The sequence below is a fragment of the Leisingera sp. ANG-S5 genome, assembly GCF_000813925.1.
GTDB lineage: Bacteria > Pseudomonadota > Alphaproteobacteria > Rhodobacterales > Rhodobacteraceae > Leisingera.
Genome location: NZ_JWLH01000005.1, coordinates 30,697 through 46,135, shown reverse-complemented (window position 1 = coordinate 46,135; position 15,439 = coordinate 30,697). Strand labels below are relative to the sequence as shown.

At 63.5% G+C, this 15,439-nt stretch carries 21 protein-coding genes; 13 read left to right on the top strand and 8 right to left on the bottom strand.

What is annotated here, in order from left to right:
• Position 1: 1 nt before the first annotated feature.
• Positions 2-1,174 carry a MalY/PatB family protein gene (locus tag RA25_RS08485; RefSeq protein WP_039171524.1) on the bottom strand — a complete coding sequence of 391 codons (1,173 nt, stop codon included), beginning with the start codon at positions 1,172-1,174 and terminating at the stop codon, positions 2-4.
• A gap of 98 nt (positions 1,175-1,272) precedes the next feature.
• On the opposite strand from RA25_RS08485, the gene def (RA25_RS08480) reads away from it, so the two are divergent.
• The 4 genes from def (RA25_RS08480) (at position 1,273) to RA25_RS08465 (ending at position 3,569) form a co-directional block, all read left to right on the top strand.
• Positions 1,273-1,791 carry a peptide deformylase gene (gene def, locus RA25_RS08480; RefSeq protein WP_029204849.1) on the top strand — a complete coding sequence of 173 codons (519 nt, stop codon included), beginning with the start codon at positions 1,273-1,275 and terminating at the stop codon, positions 1,789-1,791.
• Between the two features lie 13 nt (positions 1,792-1,804).
• On the top strand, positions 1,805-2,302 hold the full coding sequence (gene def, locus RA25_RS08475; protein WP_019296618.1) for a peptide deformylase: 498 nt from the start codon (positions 1,805-1,807) through the stop codon (positions 2,300-2,302).
• 112 nt (positions 2,303-2,414) lie between these two features.
• The gene (gene fmt / locus RA25_RS08470; RefSeq protein ID WP_039171522.1) at positions 2,415-3,320 is read left to right on the top strand and encodes a methionyl-tRNA formyltransferase; all 906 of its coding nucleotides are present in this window, start codon (positions 2,415-2,417) and stop codon (positions 3,318-3,320) included.
• Positions 3,321-3,332: 12 nt separating this feature from the next.
• Entirely contained in the window at positions 3,333-3,569 is a 237-nt protein-coding gene (locus tag RA25_RS08465; RefSeq protein WP_019296616.1) for a GlsB/YeaQ/YmgE family stress response membrane protein, read from the top strand.
• Between the two features lie 9 nt (positions 3,570-3,578).
• On the opposite strand, the gene RA25_RS08460 is transcribed toward RA25_RS08465, so the two are convergent.
• From RA25_RS08460 to ispH, 5 genes are all read right to left on the bottom strand, one after another.
• On the bottom strand, positions 3,579-4,202 hold the full coding sequence (locus RA25_RS08460; protein WP_019296615.1) for a trimeric intracellular cation channel family protein: 624 nt from the start codon (positions 4,200-4,202) through the stop codon (positions 3,579-3,581).
• Between the two features lie 16 nt (positions 4,203-4,218).
• A complete protein-coding gene (gene rnhA, locus RA25_RS08455) occupies positions 4,219-4,683 on the bottom strand; it encodes a ribonuclease HI (protein WP_019296614.1) in 465 nt (154 codons plus the stop codon).
• Positions 4,676-5,275 (bottom strand): class I SAM-dependent DNA methyltransferase, encoded by a 600-nt coding sequence (locus RA25_RS08450; RefSeq protein WP_019296613.1) that lies wholly within the window; start codon positions 5,273-5,275, stop codon positions 4,676-4,678. The genes rnhA and RA25_RS08450 overlap by 8 nt, the downstream gene beginning before the upstream one ends.
• A 21-nt stretch (positions 5,276-5,296) precedes the next feature.
• The gene (locus RA25_RS08445) at positions 5,297-5,911 is read right to left on the bottom strand and encodes a LysE family translocator (protein ID WP_039171519.1); all 615 of its coding nucleotides are present in this window, start codon (positions 5,909-5,911) and stop codon (positions 5,297-5,299) included.
• A 100-nt stretch (positions 5,912-6,011) separates the two neighbouring features.
• On the bottom strand, positions 6,012-6,962 hold the full coding sequence (gene ispH, locus RA25_RS08440) for a 4-hydroxy-3-methylbut-2-enyl diphosphate reductase (protein ID WP_039171516.1): 951 nt from the start codon (positions 6,960-6,962) through the stop codon (positions 6,012-6,014).
• 140 nt (positions 6,963-7,102) lie between these two features.
• Between ispH and RA25_RS08435 the strand changes: the two genes are divergently transcribed.
• Entirely contained in the window at positions 7,103-7,570 is a 468-nt protein-coding gene (locus tag RA25_RS08435) for a c-type cytochrome (RefSeq protein WP_039171514.1), read from the top strand.
• Between the two features lie 63 nt (positions 7,571-7,633).
• On the opposite strand, the gene RA25_RS08430 is transcribed toward RA25_RS08435, so the two are convergent.
• Positions 7,634-8,203, bottom strand: a complete 570-nt coding sequence (locus tag RA25_RS08430; RefSeq protein ID WP_019296609.1) for a LabA-like NYN domain-containing protein — start codon at positions 8,201-8,203, stop codon at positions 7,634-7,636.
• A 137-nt stretch (positions 8,204-8,340) separates the two neighbouring features.
• On the opposite strand from RA25_RS08430, the gene folK reads away from it, so the two are divergent.
• The 5 genes from folK (at position 8,341) to RA25_RS08405 (ending at position 13,078) form a co-directional block, all read left to right on the top strand.
• A complete protein-coding gene (gene folK / locus RA25_RS08425; protein ID WP_039171511.1) occupies positions 8,341-8,910 on the top strand; it encodes a 2-amino-4-hydroxy-6-hydroxymethyldihydropteridine diphosphokinase in 570 nt (189 codons plus the stop codon).
• Between the two features lie 93 nt (positions 8,911-9,003).
• A complete protein-coding gene (rpoZ, locus tag RA25_RS08420) occupies positions 9,004-9,357 on the top strand; it encodes a DNA-directed RNA polymerase subunit omega (RefSeq protein ID WP_019296607.1) in 354 nt (117 codons plus the stop codon).
• A 36-nt stretch (positions 9,358-9,393) separates the two neighbouring features.
• A complete protein-coding gene (locus RA25_RS08415) occupies positions 9,394-11,529 on the top strand; it encodes a RelA/SpoT family protein (RefSeq protein ID WP_039171510.1) in 2,136 nt (711 codons plus the stop codon).
• A gap of 55 nt (positions 11,530-11,584) precedes the next feature.
• Positions 11,585-12,226, top strand: coding sequence for a DUF2062 domain-containing protein (locus RA25_RS08410; RefSeq protein WP_019296605.1), 642 nt, complete (start codon positions 11,585-11,587; stop codon positions 12,224-12,226).
• A 105-nt stretch (positions 12,227-12,331) separates the two neighbouring features.
• A complete protein-coding gene (locus RA25_RS08405) occupies positions 12,332-13,078 on the top strand; it encodes a pyridoxine 5'-phosphate synthase (RefSeq protein WP_039171507.1) in 747 nt (248 codons plus the stop codon).
• Positions 13,079-13,151: 73 nt separating this feature from the next.
• Here the strand turns inward: RA25_RS08405 and RA25_RS08400 are convergent, their stop codons facing one another.
• Positions 13,152-13,892, bottom strand: a complete 741-nt coding sequence (locus tag RA25_RS08400) for a hypothetical protein (RefSeq protein WP_039171506.1) — start codon at positions 13,890-13,892, stop codon at positions 13,152-13,154.
• An 89-nt stretch (positions 13,893-13,981) separates the two neighbouring features.
• Between RA25_RS08400 and RA25_RS08395 the strand changes: the two genes are divergently transcribed.
• The 3 genes from RA25_RS08395 to acpS are packed head-to-tail and all read left to right on the top strand — an operon-like array spanning position 13,982 to position 15,413.
• Entirely contained in the window at positions 13,982-14,563 is a 582-nt protein-coding gene (locus tag RA25_RS08395; protein WP_039171504.1) for a MarR family winged helix-turn-helix transcriptional regulator, read from the top strand.
• Between the two features lie 2 nt (positions 14,564-14,565).
• Positions 14,566-14,985 (top strand): ABZJ_00895 family protein, encoded by a 420-nt coding sequence (locus RA25_RS08390; protein ID WP_152612176.1) that lies wholly within the window; start codon positions 14,566-14,568, stop codon positions 14,983-14,985.
• The gene (acpS, locus tag RA25_RS08385) at positions 14,982-15,413 is read left to right on the top strand and encodes a holo-ACP synthase (protein WP_019296600.1); all 432 of its coding nucleotides are present in this window, start codon (positions 14,982-14,984) and stop codon (positions 15,411-15,413) included. Before RA25_RS08390 ends, acpS begins: the two co-directional genes overlap by 4 nt.
• Positions 15,414-15,439: the final 26 nt, after the last annotated feature.

The following is a 15,439-nucleotide window of genomic DNA, read 5'->3' as shown; positions in this document are numbered from 1 at the left end:
CTTATTGCAGGTCCGAGAAGGCTGCGGTCAGCCGGCGGCAGGCTTCCTCCACCCGCGACCGCTGGGTCGCCAGATTGAACCGCTCCATGAGTTCGCCGCCGGTGCCAAAGCCGTCACCGGGTGAGGTGGCGATTCTGGCGTCTTCGCGCAGGCGCTTGATGAATTCCTCGCGGTTCATGCCGGTGCCGGAGAAGTCGAGCCAGGCCAAATAGGTGGACTGCAGAGGCAGCGATTTCAGACCCGGCAGCGCGTTGACGGTTTCGTCAAACAGTTTCCGGTTGCCTTCCAAATGCGCGATCTGTGCGTCGACCCACTCTGCCCCTTCGGGCGAATAGGCGGCCATGATCATCGCCACGCCGAGGCCGCTGGGATCATAATCCAGCGTGGCCTGGCGGTGCCGCATGGCTGCGCGCAGGTCCGGATCGGGGATGATCATGTTGCCAGTGCGCTGGCCTGCGATGTTGAAGGTCTTGGAGGGCGCGGTCAGGGTCACGGTCCAGGGCCGAGCGTCCAGCGCGGCCACGTCCATCGGCACAAAGGTGCTGCCCGGGTAAACCAGATCGTGGTGGATTTCATCCGAGACCAGGATCAGCCCGTTGCGCTTGGCAAAATTTGCGACTGCGCGCAGTTCCTCCGGCGTCCAGACCCGGCCCGAGGGGTTCTGCGGAGAACACCATAGCAGCAGCTTCTCCGTCCCGTTCAGGCGTGATTGTGCATCGTCGAGATCCAGATTGTAGGTGTCGCCGTCCCGTGCCAGCGGGCATTCGGTCACCTTGCGGCCCGCCTTGTTCACCTTGTGGGCAAACTCGTGATAAACGGGCGAGAAGATCACCACGCCATCACCGGGCTGGCTCCAGACATCGAGGCAAAGCGCGATGGCGTTGCCGAGACCTTGGGATGTCAGGATCCAATCGGTCTCAATGTCCCAGCTGTGGCGGTTCTTCATCCACCATTGCACCGCCTGCAGATACTCGGGGTGCTGCCAGGAGTAGCCGAACACGCCATGCTCCGCGGCCTTTTTGACGGCCTCGATCACGCAGGGCGCGGTTTCATAGTCGGAGTCCGCCGTCCACATCGCCAGGCCATCCTCAGGGGACACGCCGAACAGCTGCTCCATCTTGTCCCATTTTGAGCTGTGGGTGCCGCGGCGGTCTGTGGGTTTGTCAAAATTCATCTGTGAACTCCCGTATCGTTGGATGCGAAGCTAACCACTGCGGCAGCGTGCGCAAGGGGGGCGTTGCGATGGGGCCTGCAATCGCATACATGAAGCGCATGAAACGACCGATCCTGATCCATCCCGATCCCCGCCTGAAAAAGGTTTGCGTGCCCGTGCCGGACCTGAGCGATGACTTGCGCGTGCTGGCGGACGACATGCTGGAAACCATGTACGCCGCGCCCGGCATTGGCCTGGCAGCGCCGCAGATCGGCATCCTGCAGCGGCTGATCGTGCTGGATTGCGTCAAGGAAGAGGATGGCGACCCGCGCCCTCTGGTGATGTTCAACCCTCAGATCATTTCTTCCTCGGACGAGACCAACGTCTATGAGGAAGGCTGCCTGTCGATCCCGGATCAATACGCCGAGGTCACCCGCCCCAAGGTGGTGGAGGTCGAATGGATGGACCGCGACGGCAACGCGCAGCGGGAAACCTTTGACGGCTTGTGGGCGACCTGCGTGCAGCATGAGATCGACCATCTGAACGGCAAGCTGTTCATCGATTACCTGAAGCCGCTGAAGCGCCAGATGATCACCCGCAAGATGCAGAAGCTGAAGCGCGAACGCGCCCGCGCCTGAGGAAATACCAGACATGACCGTCCGCACCTGCCTGCCCTGGCCCGACAAGCGCCTGCGCACCAAGGCTGATGAGGTGACAGAGATCACCGACGAGATCCGCGAAATCTGGAACGACATGGTCGACACGATGGAGGCAATGCCGGGTGTGGGTCTGGCCGCCAATCAGATTGGCGTGATGCTGCGGCTGGCCGTCGTGGACGGCTCCACCGAGCGCGGCCGCGCGGTGAAGCTGGCGAACCCGGAGATCCTGCACGCCTCGGTCGAGCTGCGCGAGCATGACGAGGCCAGCCCGAACCTGCCCGGCGTCTCCGCCAAGATCAAACGTCCGCGGGCGGTGACCGTCCGCTTCATCAATGAGCAGGGCACGGTGGACCGCAAGGATTTCGTCGGTATCGAGGCGACCTCGGTGCAGCACCAGATCGACCACCTGAATGGCAAGATGTATTTTGACCGCCTCAGCAAGGTGAAACGCGACATGCTGATCCGCAAGGCGAAGAAGCTGAACGGCTGAGGCTGATCTAAATTCCCGGATCGCCTGCGGTCCGGTTCGCGCCCTGGCAGCAGGCTGCCGGGCAATCGGGGCAGGGATTTGCGGGCAGATTGCCCACCCTACGGAGGCATTGATGCGCATTATCTTCATGGGAACGCCTGACTTCTCAGTGCCGGTGCTGGATGCGCTGGTGGAGGCCGGGCACGAGGTTGCCGCCGTTTATTGCCAGCCGCCCCGGCCTGCGGGCCGCGGCAAGAAGGACCGTCCAACCCCTGTCCACGCCCGCGCCGCGGCCTTGGGGCTGGAGGTGCGCCACCCGGTCTCGCTGAAAGGCGCGGAGGAGCAAGAGGCCTTTGCCGCTTTGAATGCAGATGTGGCGGTGGTCGTGGCCTATGGCTTGATCCTGCCGCAGGCGGTGCTGGACGCGCCCGCGCATGGCTGCCTCAACATCCACGCCAGCCTTTTGCCGCGCTGGCGCGGTGCGGCGCCGATTCACCGCGCGATCATGGCGGGCGACGCGGAAACCGGCGTCTGCATCATGCAGATGGAGGCGGGGCTGGACACCGGGCCGGTGCTGTTGCGCGAGGCCACTGCCATCGGTGCGGAAGAAACCACCGCGCAGTTGCACGACAGGTTGTCTGCAATGGGTGCGGCGCTCATCACCGAAGCCTTGAGCCGCCTGCCGGAGCTGACACCCGAAGTGCAGCCGGAAGATGGCGTCATTTATGCCGAAAAAATTGACAAGGCGGAGGCGCAGATCGACTGGACGCGTCCGGCGGCGGAGGTGGACCGCAAGATCCGCGGCCTGTCGCCCTTCCCCGGCGCCTGGTGCGAGATCGAAGGCCAGCGGATCAAGCTGCTGGCCTCACGGCTGGCAGAGGGGCAGGGCGCGCCCGGAGAGGTGCTGGACGACAGCCTGATCGTGGCGTGCGGCGAGGGAGCAGTGCAGCTGTTGCGCTTGCAACGGGCAGGCAAAAGCGCGCAGGATCCCGATGTATTCCTGCGCGGCTTCCCGGTTCCCAAGGGCAGCCGCCTGTAACCGGAGGGTCTGATGCCCATCATTGCCCTGATCATCATCGGCGCCGCGGCAGGCTTTCTGGCAACCAGGCTGATGAAACTCGAAACCGATATCATCACCACGGTCTGCATCGGTATGGCCGGGGCACTGATCGGCGGATTGGTGCTGCGCGCACTGCTGGCGGTGATGGGCTTCATGGCCGGTTTCATAGGCGCGGTGCTGGGCGCCTTGGTTTTGATCTGGCTCTGGCAGAAATACGTCCAGCGCTAGACGCCTTTCCTAGCTGCGCGGCGGGCGGCTTTTGTAGACCGGCAGGTGCCAGCCAAACAGGATGGAGCCTGCCCGCAGCACCCAGCAGACCCCGGCGCAGGCCAGCAGCGCGAACTTCAGCTCAAACCCCAGCCAGATGGCCGCAACGGCAGTGATGGCGCCTGCCATGGCGCAGGTGATGTAAAGCTCGCCCTGTTTCAGCACCAGCGGCACCTCGTTGCAGACCACGTCGCGCATCAGCCCGCCCATGGTGCCGGTGGCCATACCCATCAGCACGACGATCACCGGCGGGCTGTCCAGCGAGATCGCGGCACCGGTGCCGGCAGGTACAGCAATGGCAAGGGCAAAGCTGTCGAGCCAGACCACCCAGCGCAGGCGGCTTTCCAAGAGATGCGCAGTGAAGAACACCGCCACGGCGGCCAGCGCGGCCAGCAGGATGTAGTTGGGGTTGCCGATCCAGAACACCGGGTTGCGGTCCAAGAGCAGATCGCGCAACGTGCCGCCGCCCAGCGCGGTCAGGCAGGCAACAAAGGCAAAGCCGACAATATCCAGCTGCGCCCGGCTGGCGACCAGCGCGCCGGAAAGGGCAAAGACCAGCACCGAGGCATAGTCCAGCAGCGCCAGAAAGGTCATACGGCAACCCTGCGCATCAGGCGCTTTTCTTCTTCTTGAAGGGCGCCATGCCTGCGCGCGCCAGCTCATCCGCGCGCTCGTTTTCAGGGTGGCCTGCGTGGCCCTTGACCCATTCCCAGGTCACCTTGTGGCGGGCTTGCGCTTCGTCCAGGCGCTGCCACAGCTCGACATTCTTCACGGGTTTCTTGCTGGACGTCTTCCAGCCGTTCCTTTTCCAGCCGAAGATCCAGCCGGTGACGCCGTTCTTCACATAGGCCGAGTCGGTGACCACGGTGATGGTGGACGGCCGCGCCAGGCTTTCCAGCGCGTTGATTGCGGCCAGCAGTTCCATCCGGTTGTTGGTGGTCTCCGCCTCGCCGCCGCTCAGTTCTTTTTCTTTGACGATGGTGTCACCGTCCATGGCGCGCAGCAGAACGCCCCAGCCGCCGGGGCCGGGATTTCCAGAGCAGGCGCCGTCGGTATAAGCAAATAATTCAGGCATGCGCCGTCAGTACTACGAACTCCTGGGCAGTGCCAGCCAGTCCTTTGCCTGTCCCGCGGCGGGCGCCGAGCAGGGTGAAGCCGGCGGTTTCGAGTTTTTCGCGCAGCTCGTCCTCGCTGTAGTACGCATAGAACCTGCCCAGCTCGTCGCGGCCTTCGCTCTCGCCCAGTTTCATTGCCAGGCATAGCGTGCCGCCTTCGGTCAGCGCCCGGCGGAGGGCGGTCAGGTGAACGGAAAGTTCCTCCCGCGGCACATGCAGCAGGCTGAAATAGGCCCAGATGCCGTCAAACACCGCCTCTGCATCCAGCGCGTGAAACCCGGCGGTAATGACCTCAATCCCATAGGCCGCGCGAGCCGCCTCTGCCATTTCCGGCGAGGCATCAAGCGCAGCTACCCGAAAGCCGGCATCCCGGAAACGCGCAGCCCAATGGCCGGGGCCGCAGCCAAGGTCCAGCAATGTGCCGCCTTCGGGCAGTCGTGCAGTGAAGGCCTGAAAATCAGCCTCCTCCCCCGGGTCCGTTCTGCCGGTGAAAAGCTCGGCGTAATCCGCCGCGCGGTCGTCGTAGACGCTGATGGTTCTGTCATCACTCATCTGGATCTCTCCCGGGCAGGGTCAGGCGCGTTCCATGGCCAGCCGGGCGGCAAGGCCTGCAAAGACGGCCGCAAAGCCGCGGTTCAGCCACTTCAGCACCCGCTCGCTGTTCAAGAGGTAAGTGCGGGCCTGGGCGGCAAACAGCCCGTAGAGCACGAAGATGGCAAAGGTCATCACCATGAACACCAGTCCGAGTACCGACATTTCCAGCGTGGAGCTGGTGGGATTGCCGCTCAGGAACGGTGGCAGCAGGGCCAGGAAGAACACCGACAGTTTGGGGTTCAGGATGTTGATCAGCGCGCCGCGCCAGGCGATTTTCCAGCCGGGCTGGCTGGTGCGTTTCGAGGACACAGCCAGCGCGCCGCCGCTGCGCAGCGCCTGCCAGGCGAGGTACACGAGATAGGCCACGCCCGCGGCCTTGACGATCTGGAACAAGAGGGCAGAGCTGTGCAGCACCGCCGCCAGCCCCAGCGTGGCCGCGGCCAGATGCGGAAGGATACCGAAGGTGCAGCCGATTGCGGCCCAGATGGAAGCGCGCCAGCCCTGGCCGAGACCAAGCGCCAGCGTGTAGATGACACCCGTGCCCGGTGCGAGGACGACGACAAAGGCGGTAATCAGAAAGTGCAGCGTGATCATGAAAACGGCTCCAGAAAAATGCCCGGGACCTTAGGCGTACCACGGTTCGCCTGAAGCGGGTGTAATTTCTGTCACTTAGTATGCACTCTGGTCTGTGCGCTCACGCAGGCTGCCTCAGCACGCGGGGCACCTTGAATTCCACTGTTTCCACCGCGGTCTCCACGACTTCCACGGTCACCTCATAGCGCTCCCGGAAAGCGTCGATCACCTCGTTGACCAGCAGCTCCGGGGCCGAAGCGCCGGCGGTGATGGCAACCGAGCGGATGCCTTCGAGCGCGCGCCAGTCGATGTTCTCGGCACGCTGCACCAGCTGGGCGTAGTCGCAGCCGTTCTTAGCCCCGACTTCGACCAGGCGGCGGGAGTTGGAGGAATTCGGCGCGCCGACCACTAGCAGCGCGTCAGCCTTGGGCGCCACCGATTTCACCGCCTCCTGGCGGTTGGTGGTGGCATAGCAGATGTCTTCTTTGTGCGGGCCGATGATGTTGGGGAACCGCTCTTCCAGCGCCGCAACGATGCCCTTGGTGTCATCGACCGACAGGGTGGTCTGGGTGACATAGGCCAGCCGGTCCGGATCACGCACCTCAACCGTCGCCACGTCTGCGGCGGTCTCAACCAGCAACACCTCGCCCTCAGGCAGCTGGCCCATGGTGCCGATGGTTTCGGGGTGGCCCTTGTGGCCGATCATGATCATCTGCAGCCCGGCCTCGGCGTGGCGCTGGGCCTCGATGTGCACCTTGGAGACCAGCGGGCAAGTGGCATCGACATAAATCATCTCGCGTGCTTCGGCCGCGGCGGGCACAGATTTCGGCACCCCGTGCGCGGAGAAGATCACCGGGCGGTCATCCGGGCATTCATCCAGCTCCTCGACAAATACCGCGCCTTTTTCGCGCAGGCTGTCGACCACGAATTTGTTATGCACGATTTCATGGCGCACAAAGACCGGCGCGCCCCATTTGCCGATCGCCATTTCAACGATTTTGATCGCGCGGTCCACGCCGGCGCAGAAGCCGCGCGGCGCGGCGAGGTAGAGGGTCAGGGCTGGCTTGGTCATGGGCGTCTCCTTGCGCGCCAGAGGTAAGCGCTTCGAGCGGCAAGGTCCAGTGCCGCGGGCGCCTCACGCGAGTGTGACTTCAGCTTCCAGCGCCGGAAGGCGGCAGATAGTTTTACGGCACGCCAGGACGGGAGGCAGAAATGATACGGGCATTCACGCGGGCTGCGGTTTTGGTTCTAGAGGGCGAAGCTGGTTTTGGCTTCTCCGCTGCAGGCGCCGGGCCCGCAAGTATCCTGCCGTATGATGATCCGGCTGAGGTTGAAGCAGGCAGTGCGGTTTATGAGGAAAACTGCGCCAGCTGTCATGGCGGCGACCTGCAGGGGGAGGCTGACTGGCAGACGCGGGACGGCGAGGGCTATCTGCCCGCGCCGCCCTTGGACGGGACCGGTCATGCGTGGCACCATCCGGATGAGCAGTTGCTTGAAGTGGTCAGGAAAGGCGTGGCGGCAATTGCTGGCGGTGGCTACAAAAGCCGCATGGAGGGCTTCGGCGGCGTGCTGAGCGACGCGGAACTGCGTCAAGTGCTCGCCTATGTCAAAAGCAGCTGGCCCGCAGATGTCATCGCGCGCCACAACCAGTTCAACAGCCAGGGTCACGCGCACGACTAAGTGTTTCCGGAACAGGCGCCACCCCATCTGATGCCTGTTCCGGTTTGTTTCCAGCGTCTCCGGTCAGCCGTGGGCGGCTGTTGCGGAACGCGGTTCGCTCTGCTCGCGCGGCGGGCGGCCGATCACGTCGCGCAGCTCTTCCAGCTCGATGAAATTGTCGGCCTGGCGGCGTAGGTCGTCAGAGATCATCGGCGGCTGGCTGCGGATGGTCGAGACCACCGAAACGCGCACGCCCTGGCGCTGCAGGCTGGCAATCAGCGGGCGGAAGTCCCCATCGCCCGAGAACAGCACGATATGGTCCACCCGCGGTGCCAGCTCCATGGCATCGACGGTCAATTCGATGTCCATGTTGCCTTTGACTTTGCGGCGGCCCATGCTGTCGGTGTATTCCTTGGCCGGTTTGGTGACCATGGTGAAGCCGTTGTAATGCAGCCAGTCGACTAGAGGCCGGATCGGCGAATACTCGTCGTTCTCGAGCAGAGCGGTGTAATAAAAGGCCCGCAGAAGCTTGCCGCGGCGCATGAATTCCTGCCGCAGAAGCTTATAGTCGATATCAAACCCGAGCGCCTTGGCCGCGGCGTACAGGTTTGACCCGTCTATGAACAGCGCGAGCCGTTCGTCCTTGTAAAACATCAAAATTTTCCTTCCGGTATATCCGTCTCGGCCGGGGGTTCCGTGAGTGAATGCTTGAAATCGGCGAAACGGGTAGACTTAATGTAAGTTATTTGTCATTTGCCGCAAGTATACTGTCCGTTTGAATAGGGTCAAAGATGGCCGTAAACCGCAAAACGGCGCTGATTGCTCTTGGCGGCAACCTGCCAGCTGACGCTGATGCGCCTCAGATCACCCTGTCAAAGGCCATCCGGGCGCTGCAGTCGGAGGAGATTTCCCTGCGCTGCGTGTCGCGGTTCTTTCAAACCCCCTGTTTCCCGGCCGGCGCCGGGCCGGACTATGTGAACGCTGCGGTTTCCCTGGAAACCGCGCTGTCCGCGGGTGACCTTCTGGCGCGGCTGCATCAGGTCGAGGCGCAGTTCGCGCGGGTGCGGGAGCAGCGCTGGGGGATGCGGACGCTGGATCTGGACCTGGTGGACTATGACGGCGCCGTGCTGCCCGATGCGGCGGCCTATGCCCGCTGGCAGGGGTTGCCATTGGAGCAACAGATGCAGGCAGCACCAGGGCAGCTGATCCTGCCGCACCCGCGCATCCAGGACCGGGCCTTTGTGCTGGTGCCGCTGGCCGACATCGCGCCGCGCTGGCGCCACCCGGTGCTGCAGAAAACCGCGACAGAGATGCTGGCGGAGCTGCCAGCGCAGGACGTGGCTGAGGTGACCCCGCTCTGAGCCGCGCAATGCGTTGTTTTCCGCCCTTGTCAAGAGAAAGATATGGGCGTAAATGTCTGCCTTCTGGACCAGGAATGATATGGAGAGTCGCTGATGGCCCGCGTGACGGTTGAAGATTGCGTCGATAAAGTGCCCAACCGCTTTGAGCTGGTGATGCTGGCTGCGCATCGTGCCCGCGAGATCTCGGCAGGTGCCCCGATCACCGTCGAGCGCGACAACGACAAGAACCCGGTTGTGTCCCTGCGTGAAATCGCCGACGAGACCCAGAGCGCCGACGACCTGCGCGAGCGCCTGATCGAGAGCAACCAGACCCAGATCGAAGTTGACGAGCCGGAAGAAGATTCCATGGCTCTGCTGATGGGCGCTGACAACGACAAGCCGGCTGACGATGACATGTCGGAAGAGAAACTGCTGCGCGCACTGATGGAGGCCCAGGGCCAGGGCTGAGGCGCGCGTCTGGACTATTGAGGCTGCGGACCGGACATGATTTCCCCTGACGACCTGATTGCTCTGGTCCGCAACTACAATCCCAAAACAAACGCGGACAGGATCGCGGACGCCTTTGCGTTTGGCGAGCAGATGCATGACGGGCAGTTCCGCCACTCGGGCGAGCCGTATTTCACGCATCCGGTGGCAGTGGCCGCCATCCTGACCGAACAGCGCCTGGATGATGCAACCATCATCACCGCGCTGCTGCACGATACCATCGAAGACACCAAAGCCAACTACGAGGAAGTCTCCCGCCGTTTCGGCGAAGAGGTGGCGATGCTGGTCGATGGCGTCACCAAGCTGACCAACCTGCAGCTTTCCAGCCGTGAGACCAAGCAGGCGGAGAACTTCCGCAAACTGTTCATGGCGATGTCCAAGGATCTGCGGGTCATTCTGGTCAAACTCGCCGACCGTCTGCACAACATGCGCACCATCAAGGCGATGCGCCCGGAGAAGCAGGCCCAGAAAGCGCGCGAGACGATGGACATCTATGCGCCGCTGGCAGGCCGCATGGGTATGCAGTGGATGCGCGAGGAGCTGGAGGACTTGGCCTTCCGCGTGCTGAACCCGGAAGGGCGCCAGTCGATCATCCGCCGCTTTGTGACCCTGCAACGCGAAACCGGCGACGTGATCCACCGGATTACCGGTGATATGCGGCTGGAACTGGAAAAAGCGGGCATAGAGGCAGAGGTCTTTGGCCGCGCCAAGAAACCCTATTCGATCTGGCGCAAGATGCAGGCCAAGGATCAGGGCTTTTCGCGGCTTTCGGACATATATGGCTTCCGGGTGATCACCCTGTCCGAAGAGGATGCCTACCGCGCGCTGGGCGCCATCCACCAGCGCTGGCGGGCCGTGCCGGGCCGGTTCAAGGACTACATCAGCCAGCCGAAATCCAACGGCTACCGGTCGATCCACACCACCGTGTCGGGCCGTGATGGCAAACGGGTGGAGGTGCAGATCCGCACCCGCCAGATGCATGATGTGGCGGAAACAGGCGTGGCGGCGCATTGGTCCTACCGGGACGGCGTGCGCACCGAAAACCCGTTTGCCGTGGACCCGGCAAAATGGATCGCCTCGCTGACTGAACAGTTCGACGCTGAGGACGATCACGACGAATTCCTCGAAGCTGTGAAGCTTGAGATGTATTCGGACCAGGTGTTCTGCTTCACCCCCAAGGGCGACGTGATCAAGCTGCCCAAGGGCGCGACGCCGATCGACTTTGCCTATGCCATCCACACCCGTATCGGCAGCTCCTGCGTCGGCGCCAAGGTGGACGGTATCCGGGTGCCTTTGTGGACCCGGCTGCGCAATGGCCAGTCGGTCGATGTGATCACCGCTGAGGGGCAGACCCCGCAGGTCAGCTGGCTGGAGATCGCCACCACCGGCAAGGCCCGCACCGCCATCCGCCGCGCCCTGCGCGAGGCGGACCGGGCGCGGTTCGTCAAGCTAGGCCACGAACTGGCGCGCTCCGCCTTTGAGCACGTCGGCAAGAAGGCCACCGACAAGGCCCTGGAAACCGCCGCCCGCGCCCTGCGCGCCAGCGGCGTGGACGAATTGCTGGCGCGGCTGGGTGCCGCGGAAATCACTGCGCATGATGTGGTGCAGTCGGTCTACCCGGAACTGACCACAACCGGCGATGGCGACGAAATCTCTCCGCGCCGTGCGGTGATCGGCCTGGAGCCAGGCCAGAGCTTTGAGCGCGCAACCTGCTGCCAGCCGCTGCCGGGCGAGCGCATCATTGGCATCACCTACCGCGGCCGCGGGGTGGTGGTGCACGCCGCTGATTGCGACAAGCTGGGCGAATTCGAGGACCAGCCGGAGCGCTGGATGGACGTCCAGTGGCACAGCGGCACCCACCCGGCCGCCTATGGCACCACGCTGGAATTGACCATCGGCAATGACGCTGGCGTGCTGGGACGCATTTGCACATTGATTGGCGAGAAAAAGGCCAATATCTCGGACCTGGAATTTGTAGACAGGAAACCAGACTTTTACCGGCTCATGATCAATGTGGAGCTGCGGGATGTGGAGCAGCTGCACTCGCTGATGCTGACGCTCGAAGCAGAAAGCGATGTCGCCGCGGTGGCGCGGTTCCGGGAACAGCCGGAAGAGCGCCACTTTCCGGGGTAAACCGCTGAAACTCTGAGCCGGGAACTGGGCCGGGAACTGGGAAGGACGGACAGCTTTGGTATTCAGGCGCCGGGACAGACGTCCGCCCCTCCGGGCGCTGGCGGACTTCCTCTGGCCGCGCGGCGGCTGGGGGCGGGCGTTCCTGTATGTAAAGCACCGGGTCCGGCGCCTGCCCGATTCGCCCGAACGCATCGCCCGCGGCATCTGGGCGGGGGTGTTCACCACCTTCACGCCATTCTACGGCCTGCATTTCTTTGTCGCTGCAATCATTGCGCGGATGATGAACGGCAATATCCTGGCCTCGCTCAGCGCCACGTTCTTTGGCAATCCGCTGACCTATGTGCCGATTGGCGTCGCGTCGCTGCAGACCGGGCATTGGCTGTTGGGGACGGAGTTTGACCAGGAAGTCGACAAATCCCTGGTGGGCAAGTTCCTGGCTGCTGGCGGTGATCTGAAGGACAACCTGATTGCGCTGTTCATGGACCGCCCTGCCGACTGGCAAGGGCTGCACCTGTTCTACAATGAGGTGTTCTATCCCTACATGATCGGCGGGGTGATTCCGGGCATCATCTGCGCAACTGTCTGCTATGTGCTCAGCCTGCCGGTGATCCGGGTCTACCAGCAGCGCCGCCGGGCCAAGATCAAGGCCAAGTTCGAGGCCATCAAGAAACGCGCCGAGGTCGACACCGGGCTTTAAGGCGCCTGCCTGATTGTACCATTATTGCCTGCAGGCTTGCTCTTGCAGTTTGTCTGTCTAGTCTTTGAGACAAGGCTTTGACTTCAGACGGATGAGAGTGCTCTCATGACAGACAATCAGCTGCGCCTGGGCGTGAACATCGACCACGTCGCCACCGTGCGCAATGCCCGCGGCGGCGCCTATCCGGACCCGGTCCGCGCCGCAAAGCTGGCCGAAGATGCCGGCGCTGACGGCATCACCGCACATCTGCGTGAAGACCGCCGCCATATCACCGACAGCGATATTGATGCGCTGATGGAGGCGCTGACCGTACCGCTGAACTTTGAGATGGCTGCGACGGTGGAAATGCAGAAGATCGCCCTGCGCCACAAACCGCACGCAGTCTGCATTGTGCCGGAAAAGCGCGAAGAGCGTACCACCGAAGGCGGGCTGGAAGTGGCGCGCGAGGAAAACCGCCTCGCCCATTTCATCGCTCCGTTGCGGGATGCCGGCTGCCGCGTGTCGATTTTCATCGCCGCTGACCGGAAACAGATCGACGCCGCACACCGCATCGGCGCGGAGGTAATCGAACTGCACACCGGAGCCTATTGCGACTATCACGCCGAAAGCCGGTTTGAAGACCGCGACCGCGAGCTGGAGGCGCTGCGCGAGATGTCTGCCTATGCCCATTCGCTGGGACTGGAAGTGCACGCGGGTCACGGGCTGACCTATGACACCGTGCAGCCGGTTGCGGCCTTCCCGGAAGTGCGCGAGCTGAATATCGGCCACTTCCTGATCGGCGAGGCGATCTTTCGCGGGCTCACCCCGGCAGTGCAGGAAATGCGCCGCCTGATGGACGCCGCGCGCGGCTGACAGCGGTCAGCCAGAAACGGGCCGGGGCAAGGCATATCACTGCCCCGGGCCAGATTAACTCCCGCAGATCAGGTCATTCCAGCTTGCCGGGCAGGCTCAGGTCGCCAGAAGCGATATCGAACACATCCGTCACGCACAACAGCGGCGCGTGGATGTTCGCATTGACCTTCAACCCGGCCGTCACCCCGTCAAATGCCAGCGCCTCTTCTGCCAGTGGAACCGTCAGGCTGACTTCTTTGCCGTTCAGGACCGGCGAATAGCCGGGGCTGTCGATGTAGAGCGGCAGTCCCGGCCAGGTTGGCGGCAGCGCAGGCGTTGCGCCTTCGGGGATGTCCTTGACCGACAGCATGCCTTCGCCGCAGCCATCGTTGGGGGTCAGCACCACCCAATGGCTGTGCCAGCCGGCACCATCGTTGGCCAAATCGCCATCGCCGTTTTCGTCAAACAGCGGCGTGTCGTCAAAGTCCGGATGCGCGGTGGCAACCAGCGCCAGCGTGCCGCTGCCGGCTTCAAAACCCGCGGCTGAGGGATCCAGCGACAGCGGCCAGACATAAGCCTGCACCCCGGCACCACCCAAGGAACCAGTGGCAGGTGGCACGGAGCTGCCGGCCTCTCCCCCGGTTTCCATCCGAAAAGTGACATGCCCGCCAGTGCGGCTTGCATGAACGCTGCGGATGTCAGTGTCCGGCGCTATCCCTTCCTTGGCGTCCGACAGCAGCGGTTCTGCATGGGTTGCAGCGTGGCTGCCGCCGGCCTGTGCTGCTTGCCCCGCACCCAGAGCGGCAAGCGCCGCCAGATAATATGCGAATTTCATTTCAACCTCCTTGGTGTCGACTCGATGTCATTCGATAGTATCGAGTCGAAAGTATTGCAATGGTAATTTTGACTCGCTATCAAGCTTGCATGACTGCGGCACATGAAATCGCCAGCCTCCTCGACCGGCTCTCGCGCCTGCATGGCACCGGGCGCCGGGCTGCCGGGCTCAACCCGGCGCAGGCGTCGGCGCTGGATTATCTGGCGCGGGCCAACCGGTTCTCCCGGACCCCGTCGGCGGTGGCCGACTACCTGTCAGCAACCCGCGGTACGGTCTCCCAGACGCTGAAGTCGCTGGCTGCCAAGGGTTTGGCGCAAGAAGGGCCAGGCGGCAGCGACCGGCGCTCGCGGCGCTATGATCTCACGCCGCAAGGCCAAGCCGTGGCCGGGGCCCTGGACGCTGCACCGCAAGTGGACCTGCCAGCCAGCCAGATGGAAGAAGTCCGGGATGCGCTGCAGCAGCTGGTCAGGGGCATGATCGCGGCCCGCGGCGGGCGCAGTTTCGGTCTGTGCCGCAGCTGCCGGCATCACCGGGCGTCTGCTCAGGGCGTCCATTGCGCGCTGCTGGATGTGCCGCTTCGGGACGAGGAAACAACACAGATCTGCCAGGAGCATGAGCCGGGCAGGACGGAAAAGGCGCGGCCGGATGGCTGTGATGCCGGGGGGGAGTGAATATGCAGGTCAATCTAGTCCGTTACGGTCTTTGGTGGATGGGGGCCTCAGTGGCGATGCTGCTGGCAGGTCTTTTGCTGGCGCAGTTCGGTATCGGCATGCCGGCCGGGCTGGCAACGGTGCTGCCGCCGATGGTGGCGTCGGTCGTGGAGGGCATGCGCATCGCCCAGGCCACCCGCGCGCCCCTGCCGGGCAGGGATGCCTGGGTCTGTGCGGCGGCGATGACCGCGATTGTGGCACTGCTGACCATTATCCAGCTGCCGCTTTACTGGAACAGCCCGATGGTTGCTGAGGCGCGGCAGACAATTCCGTTTGTTTTCCTAGCCGGGATCTTCCTGCTGCTGCTGGCGGTCATCCTGATGGTCAACCGGCTGTTCCTGGGCCATGGCATCAAACTGGGTCTGAAACGGCTGGAAGAATGATCCTGGGCATCGGAACCGACCTCGCCAATATCGAACGCATCCAACGCACGCTGGACCGGTTCGGCGACCGTTTCCGCAACCGTGTTTTCACCGAGGTGGAGCAGCGCAAGGCCGAGCGCCGCCGCGATGTGGCCGGCACCTATGCCAAACGCTGGGCCGCCAAGGAGGCCTGTTCCAAAGCACTGGGCACCGGCCTGCGCATGGGGATCGCCTGGAAGGACATGGCGGTCAGCAACCTGCGGAGCGGCCAGCCGGTGATGCATGTGACCGGCTGGGCCGCCGACAGGCTGCAACAGATGACCCCGCCCGGCCATGAGGCGGTGATTCACGTGACATTGACCGATGATCACCCCTGGGCGCAGGCCTTTGTGCTGATCGAAGCACGCCCGATCCCGGCGAACCCGGCGGAATCATCCGCCGGAACTTGACTTGCCCCCCTCAGGCCCGCATGTAG

What these genes read in the sequence shown, in the direction of transcription:
- RA25_RS08485 (WP_039171524.1), bottom strand. Translation starts at nt 1,174, where the DNA reads ATGAATTTTGACAAACCCACAGACCGCCGCGGCACCCACAGCTCAAAA.
- def (WP_029204849.1), top strand. Translation starts at nt 1,273, where the DNA reads ATGAAACGACCGATCCTGATCCATCCCGATCCCCGCCTGAAAAAGGTT.
- def (WP_019296618.1), top strand. Translation starts at nt 1,805, where the DNA reads ATGACCGTCCGCACCTGCCTGCCCTGGCCCGACAAGCGCCTGCGCACC.
- fmt (WP_039171522.1), top strand. Translation starts at nt 2,415, where the DNA reads ATGCGCATTATCTTCATGGGAACGCCTGACTTCTCAGTGCCGGTGCTG.
- RA25_RS08465 (WP_019296616.1), top strand. Translation starts at nt 3,333, where the DNA reads ATGCCCATCATTGCCCTGATCATCATCGGCGCCGCGGCAGGCTTTCTG.
- RA25_RS08460 (WP_019296615.1), bottom strand. Translation starts at nt 4,202, where the DNA reads ATGACCTTTCTGGCGCTGCTGGACTATGCCTCGGTGCTGGTCTTTGCC.
- rnhA (WP_019296614.1), bottom strand. Translation starts at nt 4,683, where the DNA reads ATGCCTGAATTATTTGCTTATACCGACGGCGCCTGCTCTGGAAATCCC.
- RA25_RS08450 (WP_019296613.1), bottom strand. Translation starts at nt 5,275, where the DNA reads ATGAGTGATGACAGAACCATCAGCGTCTACGACGACCGCGCGGCGGAT.
- RA25_RS08445 (WP_039171519.1), bottom strand. Translation starts at nt 5,911, where the DNA reads ATGATCACGCTGCACTTTCTGATTACCGCCTTTGTCGTCGTCCTCGCA.
- ispH (WP_039171516.1), bottom strand. Translation starts at nt 6,962, where the DNA reads ATGACCAAGCCAGCCCTGACCCTCTACCTCGCCGCGCCGCGCGGCTTC.
- RA25_RS08435 (WP_039171514.1), top strand. Translation starts at nt 7,103, where the DNA reads ATGATACGGGCATTCACGCGGGCTGCGGTTTTGGTTCTAGAGGGCGAA.
- RA25_RS08430 (WP_019296609.1), bottom strand. Translation starts at nt 8,203, where the DNA reads ATGTTTTACAAGGACGAACGGCTCGCGCTGTTCATAGACGGGTCAAAC.
- folK (WP_039171511.1), top strand. Translation starts at nt 8,341, where the DNA reads ATGGCCGTAAACCGCAAAACGGCGCTGATTGCTCTTGGCGGCAACCTG.
- rpoZ (WP_019296607.1), top strand. Translation starts at nt 9,004, where the DNA reads ATGGCCCGCGTGACGGTTGAAGATTGCGTCGATAAAGTGCCCAACCGC.
- RA25_RS08415 (WP_039171510.1), top strand. Translation starts at nt 9,394, where the DNA reads ATGATTTCCCCTGACGACCTGATTGCTCTGGTCCGCAACTACAATCCC.
- RA25_RS08405 (WP_039171507.1), top strand. Translation starts at nt 12,332, where the DNA reads ATGACAGACAATCAGCTGCGCCTGGGCGTGAACATCGACCACGTCGCC.
- RA25_RS08400 (WP_039171506.1), bottom strand. Translation starts at nt 13,892, where the DNA reads ATGAAATTCGCATATTATCTGGCGGCGCTTGCCGCTCTGGGTGCGGGG.
- RA25_RS08395 (WP_039171504.1), top strand. Translation starts at nt 13,982, where the DNA reads ATGACTGCGGCACATGAAATCGCCAGCCTCCTCGACCGGCTCTCGCGC.
- RA25_RS08390 (WP_152612176.1), top strand. Translation starts at nt 14,566, where the DNA reads ATGCAGGTCAATCTAGTCCGTTACGGTCTTTGGTGGATGGGGGCCTCA.
- acpS (WP_019296600.1), top strand. Translation starts at nt 14,982, where the DNA reads ATGATCCTGGGCATCGGAACCGACCTCGCCAATATCGAACGCATCCAA.